This is a genomic window from Streptomyces sp. ISL-96 (assembly GCF_018614035.1).
GTDB lineage: Bacteria > Actinomycetota > Actinomycetes > Streptomycetales > Streptomycetaceae > Streptomyces.
This window is the reverse complement of the sequence record NZ_JAGGPA010000037.1, coordinates 13,773-36,036: the sequence shown is the minus strand read 5'-3', so window position 1 is coordinate 36,036 and position 22,264 is coordinate 13,773. Positions and strand designations below refer to the sequence as shown.

14 protein-coding genes and 1 pseudogene are annotated in these 22,264 nt (G+C 67.8%); 10 read left to right on the top strand and 5 right to left on the bottom strand.

All coding sequences use genetic code 11. From position 1 onward, the window contains the following. Positions 1-352 precede the first annotated feature (352 nt). Positions 353-4,219: a GH92 family glycosyl hydrolase gene (locus J7E96_RS23295; RefSeq protein ID WP_215133615.1), complete on the top strand. Its 3,867-nt coding sequence runs from the start codon at positions 353-355 to the stop codon at positions 4,217-4,219. Here J7E96_RS23295 and J7E96_RS23290 read toward each other — a convergent pair whose 3' ends face one another. The 3 genes from J7E96_RS23290 to acnA all read right to left on the bottom strand — a co-directional run bounded on the left by J7E96_RS23290 (position 4,220) and on the right by acnA (position 10,610). Then, the gene (locus tag J7E96_RS23290) at positions 4,220-5,749 is read right to left on the bottom strand and encodes an ABC transporter substrate-binding protein (protein WP_215133614.1); all 1,530 of its coding nucleotides are present in this window, start codon (positions 5,747-5,749) and stop codon (positions 4,220-4,222) included. It lies immediately after the preceding gene. After that, positions 5,740-7,722: an ATP-binding protein gene (locus tag J7E96_RS23285; protein WP_215133613.1), complete on the bottom strand. Its 1,983-nt coding sequence runs from the start codon at positions 7,720-7,722 to the stop codon at positions 5,740-5,742. Before J7E96_RS23285 ends, J7E96_RS23290 begins: the two co-directional genes overlap by 10 nt. A 161-nt stretch (positions 7,723-7,883) precedes the next feature. Further along, positions 7,884-10,610 (bottom strand): aconitate hydratase AcnA, encoded by a 2,727-nt coding sequence (acnA, locus tag J7E96_RS23280; protein WP_215133612.1) that lies wholly within the window; start codon positions 10,608-10,610, stop codon positions 7,884-7,886. Positions 10,611-10,901: 291 nt separating this feature from the next. On the opposite strand from acnA, the gene J7E96_RS23275 reads away from it, so the two are divergent. Genes J7E96_RS23275 through J7E96_RS23260 form a run of 4 tightly spaced genes read left to right on the top strand, consistent with a single transcriptional unit; the run spans position 10,902 to position 15,233 of the window. Continuing rightward, positions 10,902-11,654: a TnsA-like heteromeric transposase endonuclease subunit gene (locus J7E96_RS23275; protein ID WP_215133611.1), complete on the top strand. Its 753-nt coding sequence runs from the start codon at positions 10,902-10,904 to the stop codon at positions 11,652-11,654. A 5-nt stretch (positions 11,655-11,659) separates the two neighbouring features. Next, entirely contained in the window at positions 11,660-13,534 is a 1,875-nt protein-coding gene (locus tag J7E96_RS23270; RefSeq protein ID WP_251070308.1) for a Mu transposase C-terminal domain-containing protein, read from the top strand. After that, on the top strand, positions 13,531-14,580 hold the full coding sequence (locus J7E96_RS23265) for an ATP-binding protein (RefSeq protein WP_215133610.1): 1,050 nt from the start codon (positions 13,531-13,533) through the stop codon (positions 14,578-14,580). The genes J7E96_RS23270 and J7E96_RS23265 overlap by 4 nt, the downstream gene beginning before the upstream one ends. Next, positions 14,577-15,233 (top strand): TniQ family protein, encoded by a 657-nt coding sequence (locus tag J7E96_RS23260; RefSeq protein WP_215133609.1) that lies wholly within the window; start codon positions 14,577-14,579, stop codon positions 15,231-15,233. The genes J7E96_RS23265 and J7E96_RS23260 overlap by 4 nt, the downstream gene beginning before the upstream one ends. 132 nt (positions 15,234-15,365) lie before the next feature. Here J7E96_RS23260 and J7E96_RS23255 read toward each other — a convergent pair whose 3' ends face one another. Continuing rightward, a complete protein-coding gene (locus tag J7E96_RS23255; RefSeq protein WP_215133608.1) occupies positions 15,366-15,893 on the bottom strand; it encodes a hypothetical protein in 528 nt (175 codons plus the stop codon). 18 nt (positions 15,894-15,911) lie between these two features. After that, complete coding sequence (locus tag J7E96_RS23250; protein ID WP_215133607.1) at positions 15,912-16,316, bottom strand: hypothetical protein; 405 nt, start codon at positions 16,314-16,316, stop codon at positions 15,912-15,914. A 642-nt stretch (positions 16,317-16,958) separates the two neighbouring features. Here J7E96_RS23250 and J7E96_RS23245 point away from each other — a divergent pair. The 5 genes and pseudogenes from J7E96_RS23245 (at position 16,959) to istB (ending at position 22,156) form a co-directional block, all read left to right on the top strand. Continuing rightward, on the top strand, positions 16,959-17,708 hold the full coding sequence (locus tag J7E96_RS23245) for a TnsA-like heteromeric transposase endonuclease subunit (protein ID WP_308296095.1): 750 nt from the start codon (positions 16,959-16,961) through the stop codon (positions 17,706-17,708). Next, a pseudogene (locus J7E96_RS23240) lies at positions 17,708-19,773 on the top strand (Mu transposase C-terminal domain-containing protein). The gene J7E96_RS23245 and the pseudogene J7E96_RS23240 overlap by 1 nt, the downstream one beginning before the upstream one ends. Then, the gene (locus J7E96_RS38270) at positions 19,770-19,904 is read left to right on the top strand and encodes a hypothetical protein (protein ID WP_285439505.1); all 135 of its coding nucleotides are present in this window, start codon (positions 19,770-19,772) and stop codon (positions 19,902-19,904) included. The pseudogene J7E96_RS23240 and the gene J7E96_RS38270 overlap by 4 nt, the downstream one beginning before the upstream one ends. Positions 19,905-19,970: 66 nt before the next feature. Then, positions 19,971-21,389, top strand: a complete 1,419-nt coding sequence (gene istA / locus J7E96_RS23235; RefSeq protein WP_215133606.1) for an IS21 family transposase — start codon at positions 19,971-19,973, stop codon at positions 21,387-21,389. After that, positions 21,386-22,156 carry an IS21-like element helper ATPase IstB gene (gene istB / locus J7E96_RS23230; protein WP_215133605.1) on the top strand — a complete coding sequence of 257 codons (771 nt, stop codon included), beginning with the start codon at positions 21,386-21,388 and terminating at the stop codon, positions 22,154-22,156. The genes istA and istB overlap by 4 nt, the downstream gene beginning before the upstream one ends. Positions 22,157-22,264: the final 108 nt, after the last annotated feature.

Below are 22,264 nucleotides of genomic sequence, written 5' to 3'. Positions count from 1 at the left end.
AGATGGTACGGACAATAGTGTTCGGCAACCACCGCGGCGGCTTCCCCTCACTGATCCCCGTCCCCCCTGATCCGCTACCGCAAAGCGGCGTTGCAGACGCCGACAGGTATAGTCCACTTCCGGTCAACTGAGCAAGATCGAAAGCAGGTTTCGGCGGCAAGCTTTCCCGAGTTGAGACCTCGCGGACATCTGGAACGCGCACGTGGTCGCCCGCACGGCCCGGCAGACACGGCGCGCCCGCTTCGCCTGCTCCGCCCCATGCAACACCCTTGACACCATCGGCGACTTGGCTCCCTACTGGATCCTGTTGCACCGCTCATGACAACGTTGTCCAAGGGGAGGAACGCCCGGGATGCAGCACAGACCTCGGTACGGACAGAGGAATACCGCGGCCGCCGTCGCGGCGGCCGCCCTCCTGCTCGTCGTCACGGCCCCCTCCGCGGCCGTCGCCCTGCCCGGCCGGCCCGACCGGCCTTCAAGGCCCGCACCACCGGACCAGACCTTCAAGTCCTCCTTCGAGGCGGACGAACCCCAGCCGGACTGGCGCAATACGGTGGAAGTCGAACCGGGCGGCGAGAAGCGCGCCTCTGGGGTCGACGGCGGCTACAGCGCCGGGATTCCGGGAAATGTGACCGACCGGGTCGTCGATCTGCGCGCCAGCAGCGAGAACACCGGCGGCGGAGAGGTGAAGGAAAACCTCGTCGACGTCCAGCCGGCCACCAAGTGGCTGGCCTTCGAGCCCACCGCCTGGATCGAGTTCGATCTGGATGAACCGGCCAGGCTCGTGACATATGCCCTCACTTCGGCCAATGACCATGCCGAGCGTGACCCGAAGGACTGGACGCTCAAGGGCTCCGCCGACGGCAAGGAGTGGAAGGTCCTCGACTCCCGCGAGGGGGAGACCTTCACGAAGCGCTTCGAGACGAAGAGCTTCAGCTTCGAGAACACGACGGCTTACGCGCGCTACCGCCTCGAAATCACCCGTAACAACGGCGCGTCAGGCATCACCCAGCTCGCGGACGTTCAGTTCTCGAACGGTGACACCTCCACGCCCGCCCCGGACGACATGCGCAGCCAGGTCGACCGCGGGCCGTCGGGCTCGCCCACCGCCAAGGCGGGCGCGGGCTTCACGGGAAAGCGTGCGCTGCGGTACGCCGGCACGCACAAGCCCGAGGGCCGGGCGTACTCGTACAACAAGGTCTTCGACGTCGATACGCGCGTCACGCGGGACACCGAGCTGTCGTACCGGGTCTTCCCGTCCCTCCCGGAGACCGACCTCGACTACCCCGCCACCAATGTGTCGGTCGACCTGGCCTTCACGGACGGCACCTATCTGAGTGATCTGCGCGCCGTCGACCAGCACGGCGCGGTCCTGTCCCCGCAGGGCCAGGGCGCGTCGAAGACGCTGTACGTCAACCAGTGGAACCACAAGGCGTCGCGAATCGGCGCGGTCGCGGCCGGCAAGACCGTCGACCGGGTTCTGGTGGCGTACGACTCGCCGAAGGGGCCGGCGAAGTTCAGTGGGTGGGTCGACGACATCGTTGTCGGTCCCAAGGCGCCTGAGAAGCCCCTCGCGCGTTTCTCCGACTACGTCTCGACCACCCGCGGCACCAACTCCAGCGGCGCCTTCTCGCGCGGCAACAACATCCCCGCGACCGCCGTGCCGCACGGTTTCAACTTCTGGACGCCGGTGACCAACGCGGCCTCCACCAGTTGGCTCTACGACTACGCCCGCGCCAACAACAGCGACAACCTCCCCACCATCCAGGCGTTCAGCGCGAGCCACGAGCCGAGCCCGTGGATGGGTGACCGCCAGACGTTCCAGCTGATGCCGTCCGCGGCGGCGGGCACCCCGGACGCGGGACGGAAGGCGCGCGCCCTGCCCTTCCGGCACGAGAAGGAGACAGCGAAGCCCCACGAGTACGGCGTCACCTTCGAGAACGGTCTGAAGGCCGAGATGACGCCGACCGACCACGCGGCGATGATGCGGTTCACCTATCCCGGTGACGACGCGAGCATCATCTTCGACAACGTGTCCAACGACGGCGGGCTGACGCTCGACCCCGCCACCCGCTCCTTCACCGGCTTCTCCGACGTCAAGAGCGGCCTGTCCACCGGCGCCACCAGGCTCTTCGTGTACGGCGTCTTCGACGCGCCGGTCACGCAGAGCGGCAAGCTCAGCGGCGGCGGGGGCGGCAGCGCTGATGACGTAACCGGCTACCTGCGCTTCAGACCCGGCGACGACCGCCAGGTGACCCTGCGGCTGGCGACTTCACTCATCAGTGTGGACCAGGCCAAGAAGAACCTCGCCGACGAGATCCCGGAGGGCTCCCGGTTCGAGCGGGTCAAGGACCGGGCGCAGGACGCCTGGGACGACATCCTCGGCCGCGTCGAGGTCGAGGTCGCGAGCCGCGACCAGTTGACGACGCTCTACTCCAGCCTCTACCGGCTGTACCTGTATCCGAACTCCGGCTTCGAGAACACCGGCACCAGGTCCCGCCCCAAGCAGCAGTACGCGAGCCCTTTCTCGAAGCAGACGGGCCCCGACACCCCGACCCACACCGGCGCGAAGATCGTCGACGGCGAGGTGTACGTCAACAACGGCTTCTGGGACACCTACCGGACGACCTGGCCGGCGTACTCCTTCCTCACCCCCGAAAAGGCCGGCCGGCTCGTCGACGGCTTCGTCCAGCAGTACAAGGACGGCGGCTGGATCTCCCGCTGGTCCTCGCCCGGTTACGCCGACCTGATGACCGGCACCAGCTCCGACGTCGCGTTCGCGGACGCGTACGTCAAGGGCGTGGACTTCGACGCCGGAGCGGCGTACGAGGCGGCGCTCAAGAACGCGACCGTCGTGCCGCCCTTCTCGGGCGTGGGCCGCAAGGGCATGAAGACGTCCCCCTTCACCGGATACGCCTCCACCGAGACCCACGAGGGCCTCTCCTGGTCCCTGGAGGGCTACCTCAACGACTACGGCCTCGCGAAGATGGGCGAGGCGCTTTACGCGAAGACGAAGAAGGCGCGCTACAAGGAGGAGTCGGCGTACTTCCTCAACCGCGCCCGCAACTACGTCAAGCTCTTCGACGACAAGGCCGGCTTCTTCCAGGGCCGCGACCTCAAGGGCGACTGGCGGGTCCCGTCCGACAAGTACGACCCCCGCGTCTGGGGCTACGACTACACCGAGACCAATGGCTGGGGGTACGCCTTCACCGCGCCCCAGGACTCCCGCGGCCTCGCCAACCTCTACGGCGGCCGCCCCGGCCTCGGTGACAAGCTCGACCGCTACTTCTCCACCCCGGAGACGGCGGCCCCGGAGTTCGCCGGCTCGTACGGCGGCGTCATCCACGAGATGACGGAGGCGCGCGACGTACGGATGGGCATGTACGGCCACAGCAACCAGGTCGCCCACCACGCGACGTACATGTACAACGCGGCCGGCAAGCCCTGGCGGACGCAGGAGAAGGTCCGTGAGGTCCTCTCCCGCCTCTACACCGGCAGCGAGATCGGCCAGGGCTACCACGGCGACGAGGACAACGGCGAGCAGTCCGCCTGGTACCTCTTCTCCTCGCTCGGCTTCTACCCGCTGGTCATGGGCAGCGGCGAGTACGCGATCGGCTCGCCCCTCTTCACCAAGACGACCGTGCACCTGGAGAACGGCCGGGACCTGGTGGTCAAGGCCCCGCGGAACAGCGCGAAGAACATCTACGTCCAGGGCCTCAAGGTCAACGGCAAGCCGTGGAAGTCCACCGCGCTCCCGCACGACATCCTCGCGCGCGGCGGGACGCTGGAGTTCGACATGGGCCCCGAGCCGTCCTCGTGGGGTACGGGCAAGAAGGCCGCGCCCGTCTCCATCACGCAGGACGACAAGGTGCCGTCGCCGCGCGGCGACGCGATCACGGGATCGGGCCCGCTGTTCGACAACTCCTCCGCGACGGAGGGGCAGTTCGCCTCGCTCGACCTGCCGGTGACCGGCCCGGTACGGGCGCTCCAGTACACCCTCACCTCATCGGACCGCGCCAAGGCTCCGTCGGCCTGGACCCTCCAGGGGTCCGACGACGGCGAGCGGTGGACGGAGGTGGACAAGCGGTCGGGCGAGTCCTTCGCCTGGGACCAGCAGACCAGGGCGTTCACGGTGGCGGAGCCGGGTACGTACCGCCACTACCGCCTGGTCGTGGCGGCGGGCGGGGCGACGGCGGCGGAGGTAGAGCTGCTGGGGTAGCTACTCCAGCAGTTTCACGAAGCGGTACCTGCCCCACTCGTCCGCCGGCCGGACCGAGCCCCGGGCTCGCAGCTCCACCAGCACCATGGGGCGGCCGGCCGGTTCACCGGTGGCCTGGTCGAAGGCGATGGGGCCGCTGACGCCACGGACCGGGTTGCCGCGGTTGATCTGTCCCAGCTCGTTGCGGACGGTCTCCGCGGTGACCCGGTCCCTGCCGTACGTTTCGAGTGCCTGGCGGGCGGCAGCGCCCACCGTGTAGACGGCGTCGCGGCCGAGCATCGCCTGGCCGTCGCCGAGATCCTTCGGCGTACCACCGTGCACCCGGAGGTAGCTCTCCTCGAAGGCGACGTACGGGCCGCCGCCCTCGCCGTACAGCCGTGTCGGCACCTCGGGGTGGGTGTACGCGGTGTAGTACACCCGCAGTCCGCTGTCCCGCCACCGCCGCCCCAGCTCCTTGAGCTCCGGGCCCGGCGACTCGTCGTCGGAGGCGCTGTCGAAGTAGACGCCCGCCGTGCTGGATCCGGACAGCACCGTGACGGGGCAGCGGCGGCCGCCCGAGCCCGCGGCCTCTATCAGTCTGCGGATTTCCCGGCCGCGCCCCTCGAAGAACACGGCGTCGGGCGGATCGGCGGCGTCGCAGATCTTGTTGGCGACACCCAGCAACGCGTTGCCCGCGCCCGAGTCGCCGCCGGACCAGAAGGGGATGACCTCGTCGTCAACCTTCAGGCCCGCCTTTCTCGCTGCCGCGTCGAAGCCCGCGTCGAGCGCGGAGTTGTACTCGTCACCCTTCTTCCAGTCCCTGACCTCCTGGACGCGGTAGCCGGGCTTCTTCTCCTGGAGACGCTTCAAATACCGTACGGCGGCGGCCGCCTGTGCCTTGGCCGGGAAGGACACCCGGAAGAACTCGGGCGGGGTGGAGGCCAGTGCGTCGGCGGCGACCGTCGCGCCCACGGTGGGGATCCGCGCGGCCCGCAGGTTCTCGACGGCCTTCTTGGTGTGCGCGTTGCTCTGCCCTATACCGGCGACCGCGACCAGCCGGTCCTCGGCTCGGCGGTCGATGAGCTTGGCGGCGACCTTCTCGGCGTGGGCGTCACCCCTGCCGGTGTTGACGAGCAGCAGCCGGATGCGCGGCAGGGTGTCCCGGTCGGAGTTGAGGGCGAGCTGCGCGAGATGGGCGCCGGTCACCGCCTGGCGTGTCGTCTCGCGGCCGCGGTCCTCGCTGCCGCCCGACATGGGCTCCATGTAGGCGACGGTCACGGACCGCTCACCCGACGCCTCGACTTTGCGGTTCTCCTCGTGGATGCGCGCGCTGATGTCTTCCAGGCCGGGGAAGGCGTACGAGCCGTCGCTCACGCCGACGCATTCGCCGTCGCCGGTCCTGTCCACGCCGTCGGCACACTGGGTCCAGTTCCGGTACGCCCAGGCTCCGCCGAATACGAGAGCGGCCGCCACGACGAGGGCGACGGCGACCCGCAGGCCCCAGTTGGGCGGTGCTTCGGGGAGCTGGATCACACGCTGGTTCACTGCCACGGCATCTCCCTGTAGTGGCCCGCCTTGTTCAGCAGTACGGAGGTCCAGGCCACCCGGTCCGGCAGGACATGAGTGTCGGCGGACACCAGCGTGTGCAGCCGGGCGTTGATCTCGGTGTAGAGCTCCGCGTACGGATCGCCGAGCGGGTCCCGGTAGGGGTCGCCCACCTGGTCGGACTCCAGTGGCTCGGGGGCGATCCAGCTCGCCGCGAGGAGCCGGGTGACGGTGCGCAGGCGCGGATCGACGCCCTCGCCGCCCAGGTGCCGTACGAACCGCTCGAACGGCCCCCAGGGCCCGGTCAGGGTGCCCGGCGCCTCGCCGCCCACGACGGACGCGGGCAGCGGCGCCCTGCGCAGCCGGGCCAGTTCCGCGTACCAGTCCCTGGGGCCGGCCTGTTCGATGAGCCCGTCGAGGTACGCGGCGGCGGCGGGCAGATCGCCGCAGGCCAGGGCGTGGTACGCGGCTGCTCTTGGGTCGTCGAGCCCTTCGGCCTCCGTACGCCGGTCCGCGTGTACGGCGGCCGGGTCGTCCAGGGCGTACCGCAAGAGGCGGCGCAGCAGCGGATGGGGGGTTTCGACGATGCCGTCGGCCGCCTCGTCACCGGTGTCGAGGTGCAGGGTGCGCAGGGGGTCCGTACAGAAGGTGTTGAAGGACTGCTGGAGTGCCACGCCCGCCGCCAGCAGCTCGGGGGTGACCTGGGCCTGGGCGAGGTCGGGGACGACGGAGGCGCGCAGCAGGGCCTGGTAGAGCTCGCTCTCCTGGTGTTCCAGGCCGAACGGGAGCAGCCGTTCCAGCAGCCGTCGCGCGAGCCCGTTGGAGGGGGCGAAGATCTGCCGCAGCCGTACTTCCCACGGCACGGCGCGGTCGAATTCGAGGAGTCCGGCCAGTACCTGCCGGGTGCCTTCCGGCTGGCCGCGGGTGAGTTCGTACACGGCCCAGCCGAGCCAGCGCGTGCCGTTCTCGACGCGGGGCGGGGAGATCGCGTCCGCCTCCTCCAGGATGTCCCTGGCCTGGAGGTCGACTTCGGCCCTCGTCAGGTCGGGCAGGCGGCCGACGCTCAGTCCTTCGTCTATCGGCTGCGGGGCGAAGGCGGAACCGGACTGCGGGCCGATGGGGACGGCGGGCAGTCCGTGCGGGTAGCTGCCGGCGGTGGCGAGTACGACCAGGGGGTCGGTGGCGGCCGTGCGGGCCTCGCGCAGCAGACGCAGGACGTCGCGGCCGAGCCGGTTGTCGATGTTGTCGAGGAGGACGAGGCTGCGTACGGCCCAGTCCTTCTTGTGGTAGCAGCGGCGCAGGTCGTCGAGCAGGGCGCGGCAGACGAACTGCTCGGCGAAGCCCCGCTGGCCGGGCGGGCCCTCGTTGTAGGCGCGGTTCAGGGCGACGAGGAGGCCGAGACCGGCTCCGGCGGTACGGCCGCGCAGGACCGGTGACAGCCTGAGTCTGGTGCGCGCCAGGATGCCGCTCTGCCCGGCGAGCGGCAGCAGTTGCAGTACGTAGCCGACGGCGGCGGGCAGTCCCGCCAGGCCGGCGGCGATCTGGGCAAGTTGCAGGACGAGGCCCAGCCATCCGCTGCGGGGCCGGGCCAGTTCCGCGCCGACGGCTCTCCTGGCCGCCTCGTCGCTGAGCCCTCTGATCTGCACCGACAGGGCTTGCACGACGATGTCGAAGGCCCGGAACTGCAGGTTCTTCACTTGGGGTTCGTGCTGGGGCAGCCCGGCGGCGATGGCGGCGAGCACGTCGACGGGCTGTTCGTTCCTCCCGGCGCGCTCGGCGACGTCCAGCCAGGCGCGCGGGACGCCGTGCGCCCAGCCGTACAGGTGCTCCAGCAGGGTCGTCTTGCCGCTGCCGCGCGGCCCGAGCAGCAGGGTGACAGGCCGCCGCGGGGCTCCGTCGGGCCCCGGCAGCAGCAGGGACTCGACGTGCGCCTCGACGGCCCGGTCGCGCGCGGACTGTCCCGGCCAGCTTCTCGGCATGCGCCGACCTCCCCCCGAGGGACCCGCGGCGGTGCGGGTCGTGGTCGAGGGGACAATACTCAATCACAGCAGTGGAGTTGCAACCCGTGTGGCGCAAAAACCACACGAGGGCCGCACCCCGGTTCAGGGGGTGCGGCCCTCGTGCGTTCAGCCGGTGACGACTAGCTGCGGATCAGCGACCGCAGCACGTACTGCAGGATGCCGCCGTTGCGGTAGTAGTCCGCCTCGCCCGGCGTGTCGATGCGCAGCTTCGCGTCGAACTCGACGCTCTCGCCGCCGGCCTTGACGGCCTTGACCTTCAGGGTGTCCGGGATGCCGCCGTCGTTGAGGCCGGTGACGCCGGTGATCTCGAAGGTCTCCTCACCGGTCAGACCCAGCGTGAGCGCCGAGCCGCCCTCCGGGTACTGGAGCGGAAGGACGCCCATGCCGATCAGGTTCGAGCGGTGGATGCGCTCGTACGACTCGGCGATGACGGCCTTGACGCCGAGCAGCGCGGTGCCCTTGGCGGCCCAGTCGCGGGACGAGCCCGAGCCGTACTCCTTGCCCGCCAGGATGACCAGCGGGATGCCGGCGGCCTGGTAGTTCTGCGAGGCGTCGTAGATGTACGACACCGGCGCGTCCGGCTGTGTGAAGTCGCGGGTGAAGCCGCCTTCCGTACCCGGCGCGATCTGGTTGCGCAGGCGGATGTTGGCGAATGTGCCGCGGATCATGACCTCGTGGTTGCCACGGCGCGAGCCGTAGGAGTTGAAGTCGCGGCGCTCGACGCCGTGCTCCGTGAGGTACTTGCCCGCCGGGGTGTCGGCCTTGATGGCGCCGGCCGGGGAGATGTGGTCGGTGGTGACCGAGTCGCCCAGCTTGGCGAGCACGCGCGCGCCGGTGATGTCCTCGACCGGGGTCGTCTCCATCGTCATGCCCTCGAAGTACGGGGGCTTCCTGACGTACGTCGACTCGCTGTCCCACTCGAAGGTGTTGCCGGTGGGGATCTCCAGCGCCTGCCACTGCGCGTCGCCCGCGAAGACGTCGGAGTAGGACTTGTTGAACATGTCCTCGCCGATGGAGTTCGCCACGACGTCGTTGACCTCGGCCTCGGTGGGCCAGATGTCCGCGAGGTAGACCGGCTTGCCCTCGGTGTCGATGCCGAGTGCGTCCTTGGTGATGTCCACCTTCATGGAGCCCGCGATGGCGTACGCGACGACCAGCGGCGGGGAGGCCAGGTAGTTCATCTTGACGTCGGGGTTGATGCGGCCCTCGAAGTTACGGTTGCCCGAGAGGACGGACGTAACGGCGAGGTCGTTGTCGTTGACGGCCTTGGAGACCTCCTCGGGCAGCGGGCCCGAGTTGCCGATGCAGGTGGTGCAGCCGTAGCCGACGAGGTTGAAGCCGACCTTGTCGAGGTAGGGGGTGAGCCCCGCCTTGTCGAAGTAGTCGGTGACGACCTTCGAGCCGGGCGCGAGCGTGGTCTTGACCCACGGCTTGCGGGTCAGGCCCTTCTCGACCGCCTTCTTGGCCACCAGCGCGGCGGCGACCATGACGTACGGGTTCGAGGTGTTGGTGCAGGAGGTGATGGCCGCGACCGTCACAGCGCCGTGGTCGATCTCGTACGTCGAACCGTCGGGGGCGGTGACCAGGGTCGGCCGGGTCGGTACGCCGTCGTGTCCGGCCGGGGCGTCGGAGGCCGGGAAGGACTCCTTCCCCGACTCCTCGTCGTCCGAGACGTAGTTGCGTACGTCCTGCGCGAACTGCTGGGCGGCGTTGGCGAGGACGATGCGGTCCTGCGGACGCTTCGGGCCGGCGATCGACGGGACGACCGTCGACAGGTCCAGCTCCAGCTTCTCGGAGAAGTCGGGCTCGGCGGCCGGGTCGAGCCAGAGGCCCTGCTCCTTGGCGTACGCCTCGACGAGCGCGACCTGCTGCTCGTCGCGGCCGGTCAGGCGCAGGTACTTCAGGGTCTCGTCGTCGATCGGGAAGATCGCGGCGGTGGAGCCGAACTCCGGCGACATGTTGCCGATGGTGGCGCGGTTGGCGAGGCTCGTCGCCGCCACACCCTCACCGTAGAACTCGACGAACTTGCCGACGACGCCGTGCTTGCGCAGCATCTCGGTGATCGTGAGGACCAGGTCGGTGGCGGTGGTGCCGGCCGGCAGCTCGCCGGTCAGCTTGAAGCCGACGACGCGCGGGATGAGCATGGAGACCGGCTGGCCGAGCATCGCGGCCTCGGCCTCGATGCCGCCGACGCCCCAGCCGAGCACGCCGAGGCCGTTGACCATGGTGGTGTGCGAGTCGGTGCCGACGAGGGTGTCGGGGTACGCCTGCCCGTTACGGACCATGACGGTCCGCGCGAGGTGCTCGATGTTGACCTGGTGGACGATGCCGGTGCCCGGGGGGACGACCTTGAACTCGTCGAAGGCGGTCTGGCCCCAGCGCAGGAACTGGTAGCGCTCCTTGTTGCGGCCGTACTCCAGCTCGACGTTCTGCTGGAAGGCGTTGGCCGTACCGAACTTGTCGGCGATGACGGAGTGATCGATGACCAGCTCGGCCGGGGCCAGCGGGTTGATCTTCGCCGGGTCGCCGCCGAGCTCCTTGACGGCCTCACGCATGGTGGCGAGGTCGACGACACAGGGCACGCCGGTGAAGTCCTGCATGATCACGCGGGCGGGCGTGAACTGGATTTCCTGGCTGGGCTGCGCCTGGGAGTCCCAGCCGCCGATCGCCCGGATGTGGTCGGCGGTGATGTTCGCGCCGTCCTCGGTGCGGAGGAGGTTCTCCAGCAGCACCTTCAGGCTGTAAGGGAGGCGCGCGGAGCCCTCGACCTTGTCCAGCTTGAAGATCTCGTACGACTCGTCGCCCACGCGCAGCGTGCTGCGGGCGTCGAAGCTGTTCGCCGACACGACAGTCTCCTTCTTCAATGTGCGCGTTTCTTACCGCATCCTGCCGCCACGACCCCCTGGCCATCCGCTAAGGTAAGACTTAGTTAGGTCACCCTTACCGGTCGGCGGCTGCGGTACGCCTTCGGCAGATATCTCGATGTCGAGATAACTCTAGTACATGGCCGCAACCCGGTCATGCCCGGACCGCTTGACCGCTCTCATCCAATCGAGTCGTTTACTCAGCGAACCCAGTCGTTCCGCCTTCTGTCTCAGTGAACCTAGTCGTGCGGGCGATCGCACTGGGGGTGCTGGGTGGCTGTACCGGCTGTGGTGGATCTGGCGGAGCCGTACGTCGAGCTGTCGTACGTGGACGCTGTGCGCGAGCGTCAGCGACGTCCGCTGCTGGACTGTGTGACGACCCGGTTCGAGGACGCGGCCCCTGTACGGCCGTTCCGGTGGTCGCGGGGTGAGCGTCATTTCGCGGGCTGGTACTGGTCGGCGACGAGCTCGCAGCACGTTGGGTTCGAGTCGTGGCTGGAGCGGGACCGGCTTCTGTTGATGGACTTCGATCCCGAGGTGGTGGGGATCTCTTCACAGCCGTTCTGGCTGCACTGGCACGACGGCGAGCGGGAGCGTCGGCACGCTCCTGACTACTTTGTACGCCGCGCGGACGGCTCGGCCGTGGTCGTCGATGTCCGTGCGGACGAGCGGATCGAGCCGAAGGACGCCGAGGCGTTCGAGGTGACGCGCCTGGCCTGCGCTCACGCCGGGTGGGGCTTCGAGCGGGTGGGGACGCCGGAGGCGGTGCTGCTGGCGAATGTCCGGTGGCTGTCGCGCTACCGGCACCCCCGGTGTCTGCACGGCATGGCCGCAGGCCGACTGCGGGAGGCCTTCGCGACCCCGGGCTCGCTGATGACCGGGGCTGACACGGCTGGTGACCGGCTTGCGACGCTGCCCGCACTGTTCCATCTCCTCTGGCTTCAGGAGCTGGTCGCCGAGGGAATGTCGGTCGAGTTGCTGGGGCCGCACACGATCGTGCACTTGGCCGGTGGAGGTGCTCGGTGACCAAGATGAGGCGGCGGGTTCCGCCGACGGCCCGGATCGCCGAGTTCCCCGAGACGGCTGCCGAACAGGCCCGCTGGTGGGAGCGACACATCCTGGAGGTCCTGCATGGCCTGCCCCCCGATGCTCCCGACGGGGCGGTTCCACGGCCGGAGTTCGACCCGAAGCAGAACTCGCTGGCTCAGCGCGAGCGGGCCAAAGCAGCCGAGCTGACGGCGGCCGGGCACACGGTGACGGCCAGTGGCGTCAAGCAGCGGCGCCAGCGCTACCAGCGCGATGGACTGGTCGGGCTGGCCGACGGCCGGTCGGCCAAGCAGATGCCAGCCTTCGGAAAGATCAATCCGGCAGTGGTGGCGGCGATGCGGCAGGCGATCGGCGAGACCGGCGACGCGTCATCGAGGACCATCGGGTTCATCGTCTGGCGGACCAAGCAGATTCTGGCCGACGGCGAGGACACCACCGCCATCGAGATGCCGTCGCGGGCCACGCTCTACCGGCTGTTCGACAAGCTGGCCGTTGGCACCCACGCCACCGGATCGGCCCGCACCCGGCGCTCGGTGAACGCACGGCCGTCCGGGCCGTTCGGCGAAGTGCCGGCCAGCGCGCCGGGCGAGCTGATGCAGATCGACTCCACCCCGCTGGACGTGCTGGTGCGGCTGGATGACGGGATCGCCGAGAAGGTCGAACTGACGGCCATGGTCGATATCGCGACGAGGTCGATCACCGCGGCGGTGCTGCGGCCCACCACCAAGGCCGCCGACGCCTCCGCCCTGCTGGCCCGCAGCGTTACTCCGGAGACGATGCGTCCGGGTTGGTCGGAGGCCCTGCGGATGTCCCGCTCGGTGCTGCCGCATCGGCGGCTTCTGCCCTTGGACGAGCGCCTGGAGCTCGCAGCGGCACGGCCGGTGATCGTACCCGAGACGATCGTCTGCGACCACGGCAAGGTGTTCATCTCGAACAACTTCCGCGCGTCCTGCCGCTATCTGGGCGTCAACCTGCAACCTGCCCACAAGGCCACGCCGACAGATAAGGGCACGATCGAGAAAACACTGGGCTCAGTAGCCACTCTGTTCGCTCAGTTCGTCGCGGGTTACACCGGCTCGACCACGGACCGCCGCGGCCGGAAGCTGGAAGACGGACCGTTGTGGTCGCTGCCCGAGCTCCAGAACCTTCTCGATGAATGGATCATTTCGGTCTGGCAGACCAGGCCACATGATGCGCTACGCGACCCGGATGCGCCGAAGCGGGCGTTCTCGCCGAACGAGAAGTACGCGACGCTGCTGCAGTCCTGCGGTTACGTCCCGGTCCCGCTGAACGGTGAGGACTACGTCGAGCTGCTGCCCGAGCGCTGGCAGGCGATCAACGCCTACGGCATCCGGATCAAGCACCGCACCTATGACGACCGCAAGTTGACCCCGTTTCGCCGCCAGCACTCCGGGGTGGTGGAGAAGAAGGGCTTGTGGGAGATCCACCACGACCCCTACGACATCTCCCGGATCTGGGTACGCGACCGCCGAGGCGATCGGTGGATCACCGTGTTCTGGAAGCACCTGCACCGCGTCGGCGTCCCCTTCGGAGAGCTGGCCTGGGACCACGCCTGCGAACAGGTCCCCGGCGGCACCGAGGAGCAGATCGCTGATGCCGCCGCTGCCCTGCTGCGGCGAGCCCACGATGGCCCTGCCTCGGAAGAGGACCGCCCAGTCAAGCGCTCACGGCGCGACCGTCGGGTCGCCGCCCGCACCCGGGTCACCGCCGCCGATCGGCCGACCCCTGACCCACCTGCCGCCAAGCCCGCGCACGACGACGAGGCGGACACCGGCCTGGCCAAAGTCATCCCGCTGGGTCTGTTCGACCCGCTCGCCAATCCCTGGAGGCGCCCGTGACCATCTCCGAACCGGCAGCCTGGCACACCGCGTTACAGGAGGCCGATGCCGAGGTCAACCGTCAGCTGACCACTCTGGACGGATGGCGGAGGTTCATCGACGGCCCGCCCGAGCCCCCGGCCCTGGTGTCTCCCGGCGATCTGAAGCGAATGTCCCCGGCCGAGCGGGGCCTCTATGACGAGGACCGGCTCGACCATCACGCCCGGATGCTCGTGGTCGCCACCTCGTTCGTCGAGAAGACGGTGGTCTGCGGCCGCAGGCTGGTCCTGCTCAACCGCCACGCGATCAGCGCCCGCCGCGGCTTGATGGTCTCCGGGCTTCCCGGCACGGGCAAGACCAGCGCCATCACCCAGCTCGGACGCTCCCATGAACTCCTCGATCGGGCCCGCCACCCGAATATCTCCGACCGCATCCCCGTGCTTTACATCACCGTCCCACCGGCCGCGACAGCCCGCATGGTCGCCGCGGAGTTCGCCCGCTTCCTGGGCCTACCGGTCCGTCCCCGGTCGAACATGACAGACATCATCGAGGCCGTGGTCGGCGTATGCACCGACACCCGCGCCGGCCTCGTGCTTGTCGACGAAATTCACAACGTCTCGCAAGTCACCCGAGCTGGCGGCGAAGTCTCCGACACCCTGAAGTACTTCTCCGAGCGCATCCCCGCCACGTTCGTCTACGCAGGCATCGACCTGGAGACCAGTGAGCTTCTGGCAGGCACGAGGGGCGCCCAGATCGCAGGCCGCTTCACCCTCGTCCCAACCCGCCCGTTCCCCTACGGCGACGAGTGGAAGGGGCTGGTCGCGACCATGGAGGAGACCTTGCTTCTACACGATCATCCGCCGGGAAGCCTGGTCAAGCTGGACCGCTACCTGCACAACCGGGCCGACGGGATGATCGGAGCGCTGTCCCACGCTATCCGGGGCGCCGCGATCGACGCGATCCTCAACGGCACCGAACGCGTGACCAAGGAAGGGCTCGACGCGATCCCCCTGGACCACGCCGCAGAAACCCCGAAAAGACCGCTGAAGAAGGCGGCCACACGGTGACTGAAACGCTCCCGGGACGGCTGGCCCGGCTCCCCGTCCAGGTCTCACCGCGACTCGGCGAGGGAACCGACTCCTACATCCGACGCCTCGCCCGCGCCAACCACCTCAAGCCCAGCTACCTGCACGGATTCCTCTGCGGCCCGCCCTTCTGGTTCGGCAAGCCCCGCCTCGAACGCCTCGCAGACGTCACCGGACGCACGACGGCGAACCTGCAGCAGGCCCTGTTCGACGTGAGCACTCCCCGCCTCCGCTACCGAACAGGCCCGGGACGAGCCGCCCGCATCGCACACAGACAGCCGGACCTGTATACCCAGCTGCAGAACGCAGCCCGCGATGAGGGCCTGACCGTCCGCGAACTTGCCAGCCGCCACGGCATTCCACGATGGCTGATCCGAAACGCTCTCGCCAGCAACAGGCCCCTGCCCCGAGACCTCCCGGCTCGTCAAGCACCTGTCACGCGGCCCATCGCGCCCCTGATCGACTCGATGCTGCACGCCGGCCTCGGGCCTCGAGAAATCTGGACCGCGCTGATGGACCAGCACAACACCTCGGTGTCCTACGGAACGCTCAACCTCTACATTTCCAAGAGACGTCGCAATTCAGAATGGCAGTCCGAACACTTCAGGGTCCAGCGGAAAACTGTCTCATGCTGAGGACCATCACGCCTGCTAGCCAGGACACGCGCCTCTCGCCCCCAGACTGATCCCGGTTCAGGTTGCCGAGATTGCCGACTTGCGGAAGATCTGGCACGGTCGCTTCTGTTGCTCTCTGCGACCTGAGCGCCATCATTTCTTAGCAGGCTCGATAGGGCTTGGATCGCTCGATACGGCAGGAGCGGATGCAGTGGGTGCTGGAGTTTTGGTGGGACTATGGTTCGGCACGGGCGATGAACCACCCGTTGCACCCACCTCTACATTCGCGGCAGCAAAGAACCCGAGAAATACCAGCCCAGCCACCACAAAGATCAGGTGGATCAATCCAAGCCACTCCAGGAGGCCACCCCGAGGCTTTAGAGCAGACTCAGCGAGCAAGCTAATCTGCTGCCCAAGAACCACAACGCCAATGAAGATCGAGGCGGCGAGGAGTCCCCACCCAAGCCACATGGCCCATACTAGATGATCGCCGTAGATATTCTTAAGAAGGGCGACAGTTAGCGCCAGAGTGCCAGTCGCCAGAGTGATCAGGGAATTGGTCAGGGTGCCGATAGAGTTGAGCGCCGCTCTCTTGTCTTCAGCGATTCCAGTGTTATGGCCTTCAGTCTTTGCATGAGCTACTTGCCCGCCGCCGGGTTCTTGGCCATCATCGCTCGCCATTACGCTATTCCCGTGACCTCAGCAGCGATGAAAGGGCCACGGACAGCGCGCCTTTCGCTGAACCTCGGTAAAGATAGGGTCGACTACTTCTGCAACTTCATCCGGCGAAATATCGGCGATGTCGCGAAATTCATCCACGGCATCCAGGCAATCCTCCAGAATTTTTCGAGTCTGAACCTCGTCAAATTTTTGCGGGTCTTTCTGATGAGCCAAGTCCCATTCCTTCTCCGACACCAATACGGCGCCATCTAGAATGTACTTGACAATGGCCTGGAGCGCAGGAGCGCCTTCCTTTCCCCTCTCTTTAGCCCAATTATCAACGATACTCACGACAAAGTCGTGTCGTCTTGGGATGTAGCTGCCGCTGCTGGTAGCTGCGCGCAAGATCAGCCCCTTCAGTGCGGAATGAGTGAACGTCGCCACCCGGAGCGTAGAGCCGCCCGACAAGCCCGCCTGCCACAGCCGCGCTGGAGGTCTGAGGGTCCACCCGAAGGGAGCACGAAATCCGCACCACCACGCATACCTGTCGACTCAGGTGATCACGGCCATCAGGATGCCCCCGGTAAGGCATATGGCAGCTGCTGCCAGAGCCACGACGGATGGCCACCCAAGTCGACGGAGTGCGCTACGCATCGTGATGCCTTTCGGGAGCCAGTTGATGTCTGATGGTTCAGCCGGTATCCCATTTCGGTCAACAAACGGCACGTCTCATCTTGGTTTCAGTCCCAGGGCAGCGCAGTGTGAGGTGCGACGGACCTGCTCGCTGGCTGCTGTTTCTCTGACGTCTGGCTCGGAATCCGGGGGCCGTCTCAGCAAAGGTAGTCCGCCCAGGCCAGCGGTCTGGCAACGACTAACTTCGCTGAGACAGGACAACCGCTGTGCTGTCTCATCGAAGGCTGATCGATCTCATCGAAGACGGATGACTGATGGTTTCGTCTCGCCGAAGTTTGAGCGGCCCTTCACTCGTGCGAGGGGTCACTGCAGCTGACCTGCCTGGATCCCACAAGGCCTGGAGAGTCTGACTCTTCATAGTGTGAGTGGATACAGGGTCGGCAGGGGTGGCTGGTGGGAGAGCTCGCGGATGCGTACGCGGATTCGGCATTGGGTTCGTTCGACCTGGACTTCTACGAGGGTGGCACGCGGGTTCGTCGTTCTCTGAGGGGCAGCTGGAACGCGCGCTTCGAGCGGGTGGACCCGGTGCGTTCGTTCCGATGGGCCAAGGGCGGGGCGAGCTTCGCGGGCTGGCACTGGTCGGCGACGACGGGTGACCACATCGGGTACGAGTCGTGGTTGGAGCGAGACCGGCTGATCCTCCTCGACGCTGATCCGGATGTGAAAGGGATCGCCTCGCAACCCTTCTGGCTGCACTGGCATGACGGCTCGCGCAAGCGTCGTCACGCCCCGGATTACTTCGTGCGGCTTGCGGACGGCCGTGGTCAGGTCGTCGATGTCCGCGCCGGTGACCGGATCGACGAGGCAGCCGCGGGTGCCTTCGAGGCGACGGAGCGGGCCTGTCGGGCGGTGGGCTGGAAGTTCGTGCGCGTCGGTGTCCCGGATCCGGTGCTGATGGCGAACATGCGATGGCTGTCGCGCTATCGCCGGCGTCGGTGCGGCCACCGCCGGGATGTTGCCGATCGGCTGGTCTGTGTCTTCGACGAACCGGCTCCGCTGCTGGCGGGAGCCGTGGAGGCTGGCGATCCGCTCCTGGTGCTGCCGGTGTTGTTCCACCTGCTGTGGTCCCGCGTGCTGGAGGCGGATGTGGCCTCGCAGCTGCTGGGGTCGGACAGCATGGTTCACACGGCAAAGGGGCGATGATGCGCCATTTGCTTCGCCCGGAAGGTCTCGCGGTCGGTGAGCGGGTGCGGTTCGACGGGCAGATCCGCGTGGTGCTGGCGGTCTCGGGTCGCTCGATCACTCTCTCGGACATGTGCGGCGAGCCTCGGGCAGTGCCGCCGGCCTTGCTGTTCGCCGACGACGGCTTCGCGGTCATCGACAGTTCTGGCCGGATGCCCCTGCCTCCGGTGTCCCTGCTGGAGACGTTGCCGCAGCCGGTGTTGGAGAAGGCCTTGTGGTGGGAGGAACATATCCTGGAGGTCCTGCACGGGCTGCCGCCGGATGCCCCGCAGGGCACGGAGGGGAAACCGGAGTACAGCCCGACCCGGTCGCTCACCGCGCGGGAGCGGGCCAAGGCCGCCGAACTGACTGCCAGCGGGCACAAGGTGAGCGCAAGCACGGTCGGCAAGAAGCGTCGTCGCTACGAGACGAGCGGGGTTCTGGGACTGGCGGATCAGCGTCCAGTGCGCAAGACGCCCACGTACGGGGCCGTGGATGATGCGGTGGTCGCGGCGATGAGACAGGCGATCAGCGAGGCCGTGGACGCCTCCACCCGCACGGGCACGTTCCTTCTGTGGCGGACCGGCGAAATCCTCAAGGCCACTGAGGAGGGCCGGGGGACCCAGCTGCCGTCCCGCGCCACGCTCTACCGGTTGCTGGACAAACTCACTTCCGGCACCCACACCACCGGTTCCGCCGTGACCCGCAGGTCACGGGCGCACGGGGCGAAAGCTCCGTTCGGCGAATTGCCGGCCTTCGCGCCCGGCGAGGTGATGCAGATCGACTCCACACCGCTGGATGTACTGGTCCGCCTCGACGATGGCGTCACGGGCAAGGTCGAGCTCACCGGCATGATCGATGTCGCGACGCGAACAGTGACCGCAGCGGTGCTGCGGCCCACCACGAAGTCGGTGGATGCAAGCGTGCTGCTGGCCCGCACTGTCACGCCGGAGGTGATGCGGCCGGGCTGGATCGATGCCCTGCGGATGTCCCGTTCGGTGCTGCCGCATCGGCGGCTGTTGAGTATTGACGAGCGGCTGGAGCACGCGGCTGCGCGACCGGTGATCGTGCCGGAGATGATCGTCTGTGATCACGGCAAGGCGTTCATCTCCCGCAACTTCGTTGCCTCTTGCCGGTTCCTGGAGATCGATGTCCAGCCTGCCCACAAGGGCTCGCCCTTCGAGAAGGGGCACATCGAGAAGATGCTGAACTCAGTGGGCACCCTGTTCACTCAGTTCCTCGCGGGCTTCACGGGCCGCAATACCGACCGCCGCGGTCGGCATCTGGACAAGCAGCCGCTGTGGTCCCTGCTGGAACTGCAAGAACTGCTGGACGAGTGGCTCGTCGCCAAGTGGCAAAATCGCCGGCACGACGGGCTGCGCGATCCGTCCCATCCGGGCAGACCATTCACACCGAACGAGAAGTACGCGGCCCTCGTCGAAGCCTGCGGCTACGTTCCGGTCGCGCTCAGCGGTGACGATTACATCGAGCTGCTGCCTGCCGTCTGGCGAGTGGTCAACGACTACGGCATCAAAATCAAGCGCCGCACCTACGACAGCCTCGAGCTGACGCCCTTCCGTCGGCAGCACTCCGGAGTCAAGGCGAAGAAGGGGCTCTGGGAGGTCCATCACGACCCCTACGACGTGTCCCGAATCTGGGTACGCAACCATCACGGCGAGGGCGAGTGGATCCAGGCCGCCTGGAAGCACCTGCGCCGCGTCCCCGTCCCGTTCGGGGAACTGGCCTGGGACCACGCCAGCCAGGGCCTGCCCGAGGCCACCGAAGCCGAGATCGCTCGACGCGGTTGCCACCCTCCTGGCCAAGGCCCACGCCGGGCCCGATCAGCCGGCGAAGCCGAAACGCACCGCCCGGGAGAGGCGGGTCGCCGCCCGCACCCGGGCCGCAGGTCCCAGTACCTCCGTATCCCCGGCCGGAGCCTGCACCGCACACCGAGCCGGAGACGTCCACGGCAGGGGACGAACCACTCGCCGAGGTGATCCCGCTGGGGCTGTTCGATCCACTGGAAGATCCATGGAGGCGAAAGTGACCGACCCGAGCCTGGCAGCAGGCATGGCCCTGGAGGCTGCGGACGACGAAGCCGGGCTCCACCTGACCACGCGTGTCGGCGTACACGTGAATGTCCCCACCCGCGTACGGATGAACGTGGCCAGTTTCTGATGCGCTGAGGAACGTGGGTCGGCACTCTGCTGCTTGGTCGGTGTGGGCGGTGGAGGGCGGTCGACGGTGGTCCTGGATTCGCGTCGGTGGTTGGAACTGCGGCGTTTCCGTGGCTTGTTGGAGTCCGGAGCGATGAGCCTGTCGGAGATCGCCAGGGAGACTGGGCTGGACCGGAAGACGGTCCGCAAGTACCTCTCGGCCCCCGGCCCCTCCACCCCGCCGCGCCGGTCGCCGGCTGGACGGTCCCGCGCGAGGGTGATCGATGAGTTCGCGCCGCTGATCGACTCGATGCTCCGCGCGGAGATCCTGATGAAGGCCGCGGTCATCCACGAACGGCTGGCCACGGAGTACGGGTTCACGGGGAACTACCAGCGCGTCAAGCTCTATGTCCAAGAAGCCCGCCCGAGGGTCGCCGAAGATCTCGGGATCACGCCGAAGGAGCTGGCGGGGATGCACCGCCGCTTCGAAGTGATCCCGGGCGCCCAAGCTCAGGTGGACTGGGGTGATGAGGGCCTGATTCTCGCCCACATGGGCATCGCGAAGGTCTACTCCTTCCACATGACCCTGTCGTACTCCCGCGACCCGTTCTGCTGCTTCACTACCAGCCAGGACCTGCAGACCTTCTTCGACTGCCACCGACGGGCGTTCGCGCACTTCGGCGGGGTCCCGATGACGGCCGTCTACGACCGGACCAAGACCGTCGTCCGCCGGCACGTCGCCCCGGGCGATGCGGTGCCGCTGCATCCGGAGGCGGTCGGCTTTGCCGGCCACTACGACTTCGACATCGACGTCCTGGCCGCCTACCGGCCCACCGGCAAAGGCCGCGTCGAACGCCAGGTCCTCATCGTCCGCGACCACGTTCTGTCGGGACGGGCCTTCTCCTCCATCGAGGAGATGGACGCCGCTTTCGCCACCTGGGTGCCGCACCGACGGGCCCAGATCCACAAGACGCACCGAGAGGTCATCGGCGAGCGGGCGGCCCGCGACCACGCGGCCCTCAAGCCGCTGCCGCCCACCCCGTATCTGGTGGTCGAGCGGCATCTGCGGCCGGTCGGCAAGGACTGCCTGGTCGCCTTCGGCGGCAACCTCTACTCGGTGCCCGCCCGCAGGGTCCGTCCCCGCCAGCTGGTGGAGATCCGGGCCACGAAGTCGCAGATCATGCTGCACTCGACCGTCCCCGACGCCAGCGGGGAGACCTTGCTGGCCATGCACCCGCGGGCGGTCGGCCGCGGGGTTCGAGTCGTCGAGGAGAGGCACTGGGACGGTCTGCCCACCGGCAAGGGACGCCGCACGACCACCGGCGATGTCCCGCCCCAGCCCCGGCACGAACGGCCTCTCGGCGAGGAGGCCGGACCCTTGCAGGCCCTACTGAACCGAGCCGCGGCCACCCGCGTCGAGGTCGGCCGCCGACCGCTTTCGGTCTATGACGAACTGACCGGCACCCGCCCCTTCACCACCCGTTCCCAGAGCAAGGAATCGTCTTGAGCGAGCTGACCGGCAACCGCATCCGCACCACGGCCGGCAAGCTTGGCCTGCCCCACCTGGCGGAAACCATCAACGAGTTCACCCGCCGGGCGGACGAGGCGAAGATGGGCTACCTCGACTTCCTCGACCTGGTGCTGTCCGAGGAACTTGCCGTCCGCGACGACCGCCGCTTCCGCCAGGGCCTACGTCTCTCCCGGCTGCCGCACCACAAGACGATCGATGAGTACGACTTCTCGTTCCAGCCCGACCTCGACCCACGCAAGGTCAAGGATCTGGCCACCCTGTCGTTCGTCGAGGCCAAGGCGAACGCCGCCCTGCTCGGCCCGCCCGGGGTCGGCAAGACGCACATCGCCGTCGCTCTCGCGGTCGCGGCCTGCCGGGCCGGCTACTCGATCTACTTCACCAGCCTCGACGACATGGTCCGCCACCTCAAAGCCGCCGAGGCAGCCGGACGGCTCGTCAACAAGCTCGGCACCTACCTGCGGCCGAGCGTCCTGGTGGTCGATGAGGTCGGCTACCAGCCCCTGGAACGAGCCGAGGCGAACCTGGTCTTCCAGGTGATCTCCAAGCGTTACGAGAAGGGCTCGATCATCCTGACCTCGAACAAGACCTTCAGCGAATGGGGCCAGGTCTTCGGCGACGAGGTCCTCGCCACCGCCATCCTCGACCGCCTTCTCCACCACTGCGAAGTAATCTCCATCAACGGCCCCAGCTACCGGTTGAAGAACCGCCTCAAGGCCATCGAGCGAGAGACCGACGTGGCCTGACAACTGGGGACGTTCATCCGTACGCAACTGGGGAGCTAAGGCCGTACGCCGACAACGCGCGAGGGTTGGCACCGCTTCACCGCCGAACCACCCGCCTCGCCAAGGCTG

Bases quoted from the DNA above. Each gene is read 5' to 3' on its own strand.
- J7E96_RS23255 (WP_215133608.1), bottom strand. From the start codon at position 15,893: ATGGCGAGCGATGATGGCCAAGAACCCGGCGGCGGGCAAGTAGCTCAT.
- J7E96_RS23270 (WP_251070308.1), top strand. From the start codon at position 11,660: ATGAGGCGGCGGGTTCCGCCGACGGCCCGGATCGCCGAGTTCCCCGAG.
- J7E96_RS23295 (WP_215133615.1), top strand. From the start codon at position 353: ATGCAGCACAGACCTCGGTACGGACAGAGGAATACCGCGGCCGCCGTC.
- J7E96_RS23285 (WP_215133613.1), bottom strand. From the start codon at position 7,722: ATGCCGAGAAGCTGGCCGGGACAGTCCGCGCGCGACCGGGCCGTCGAG.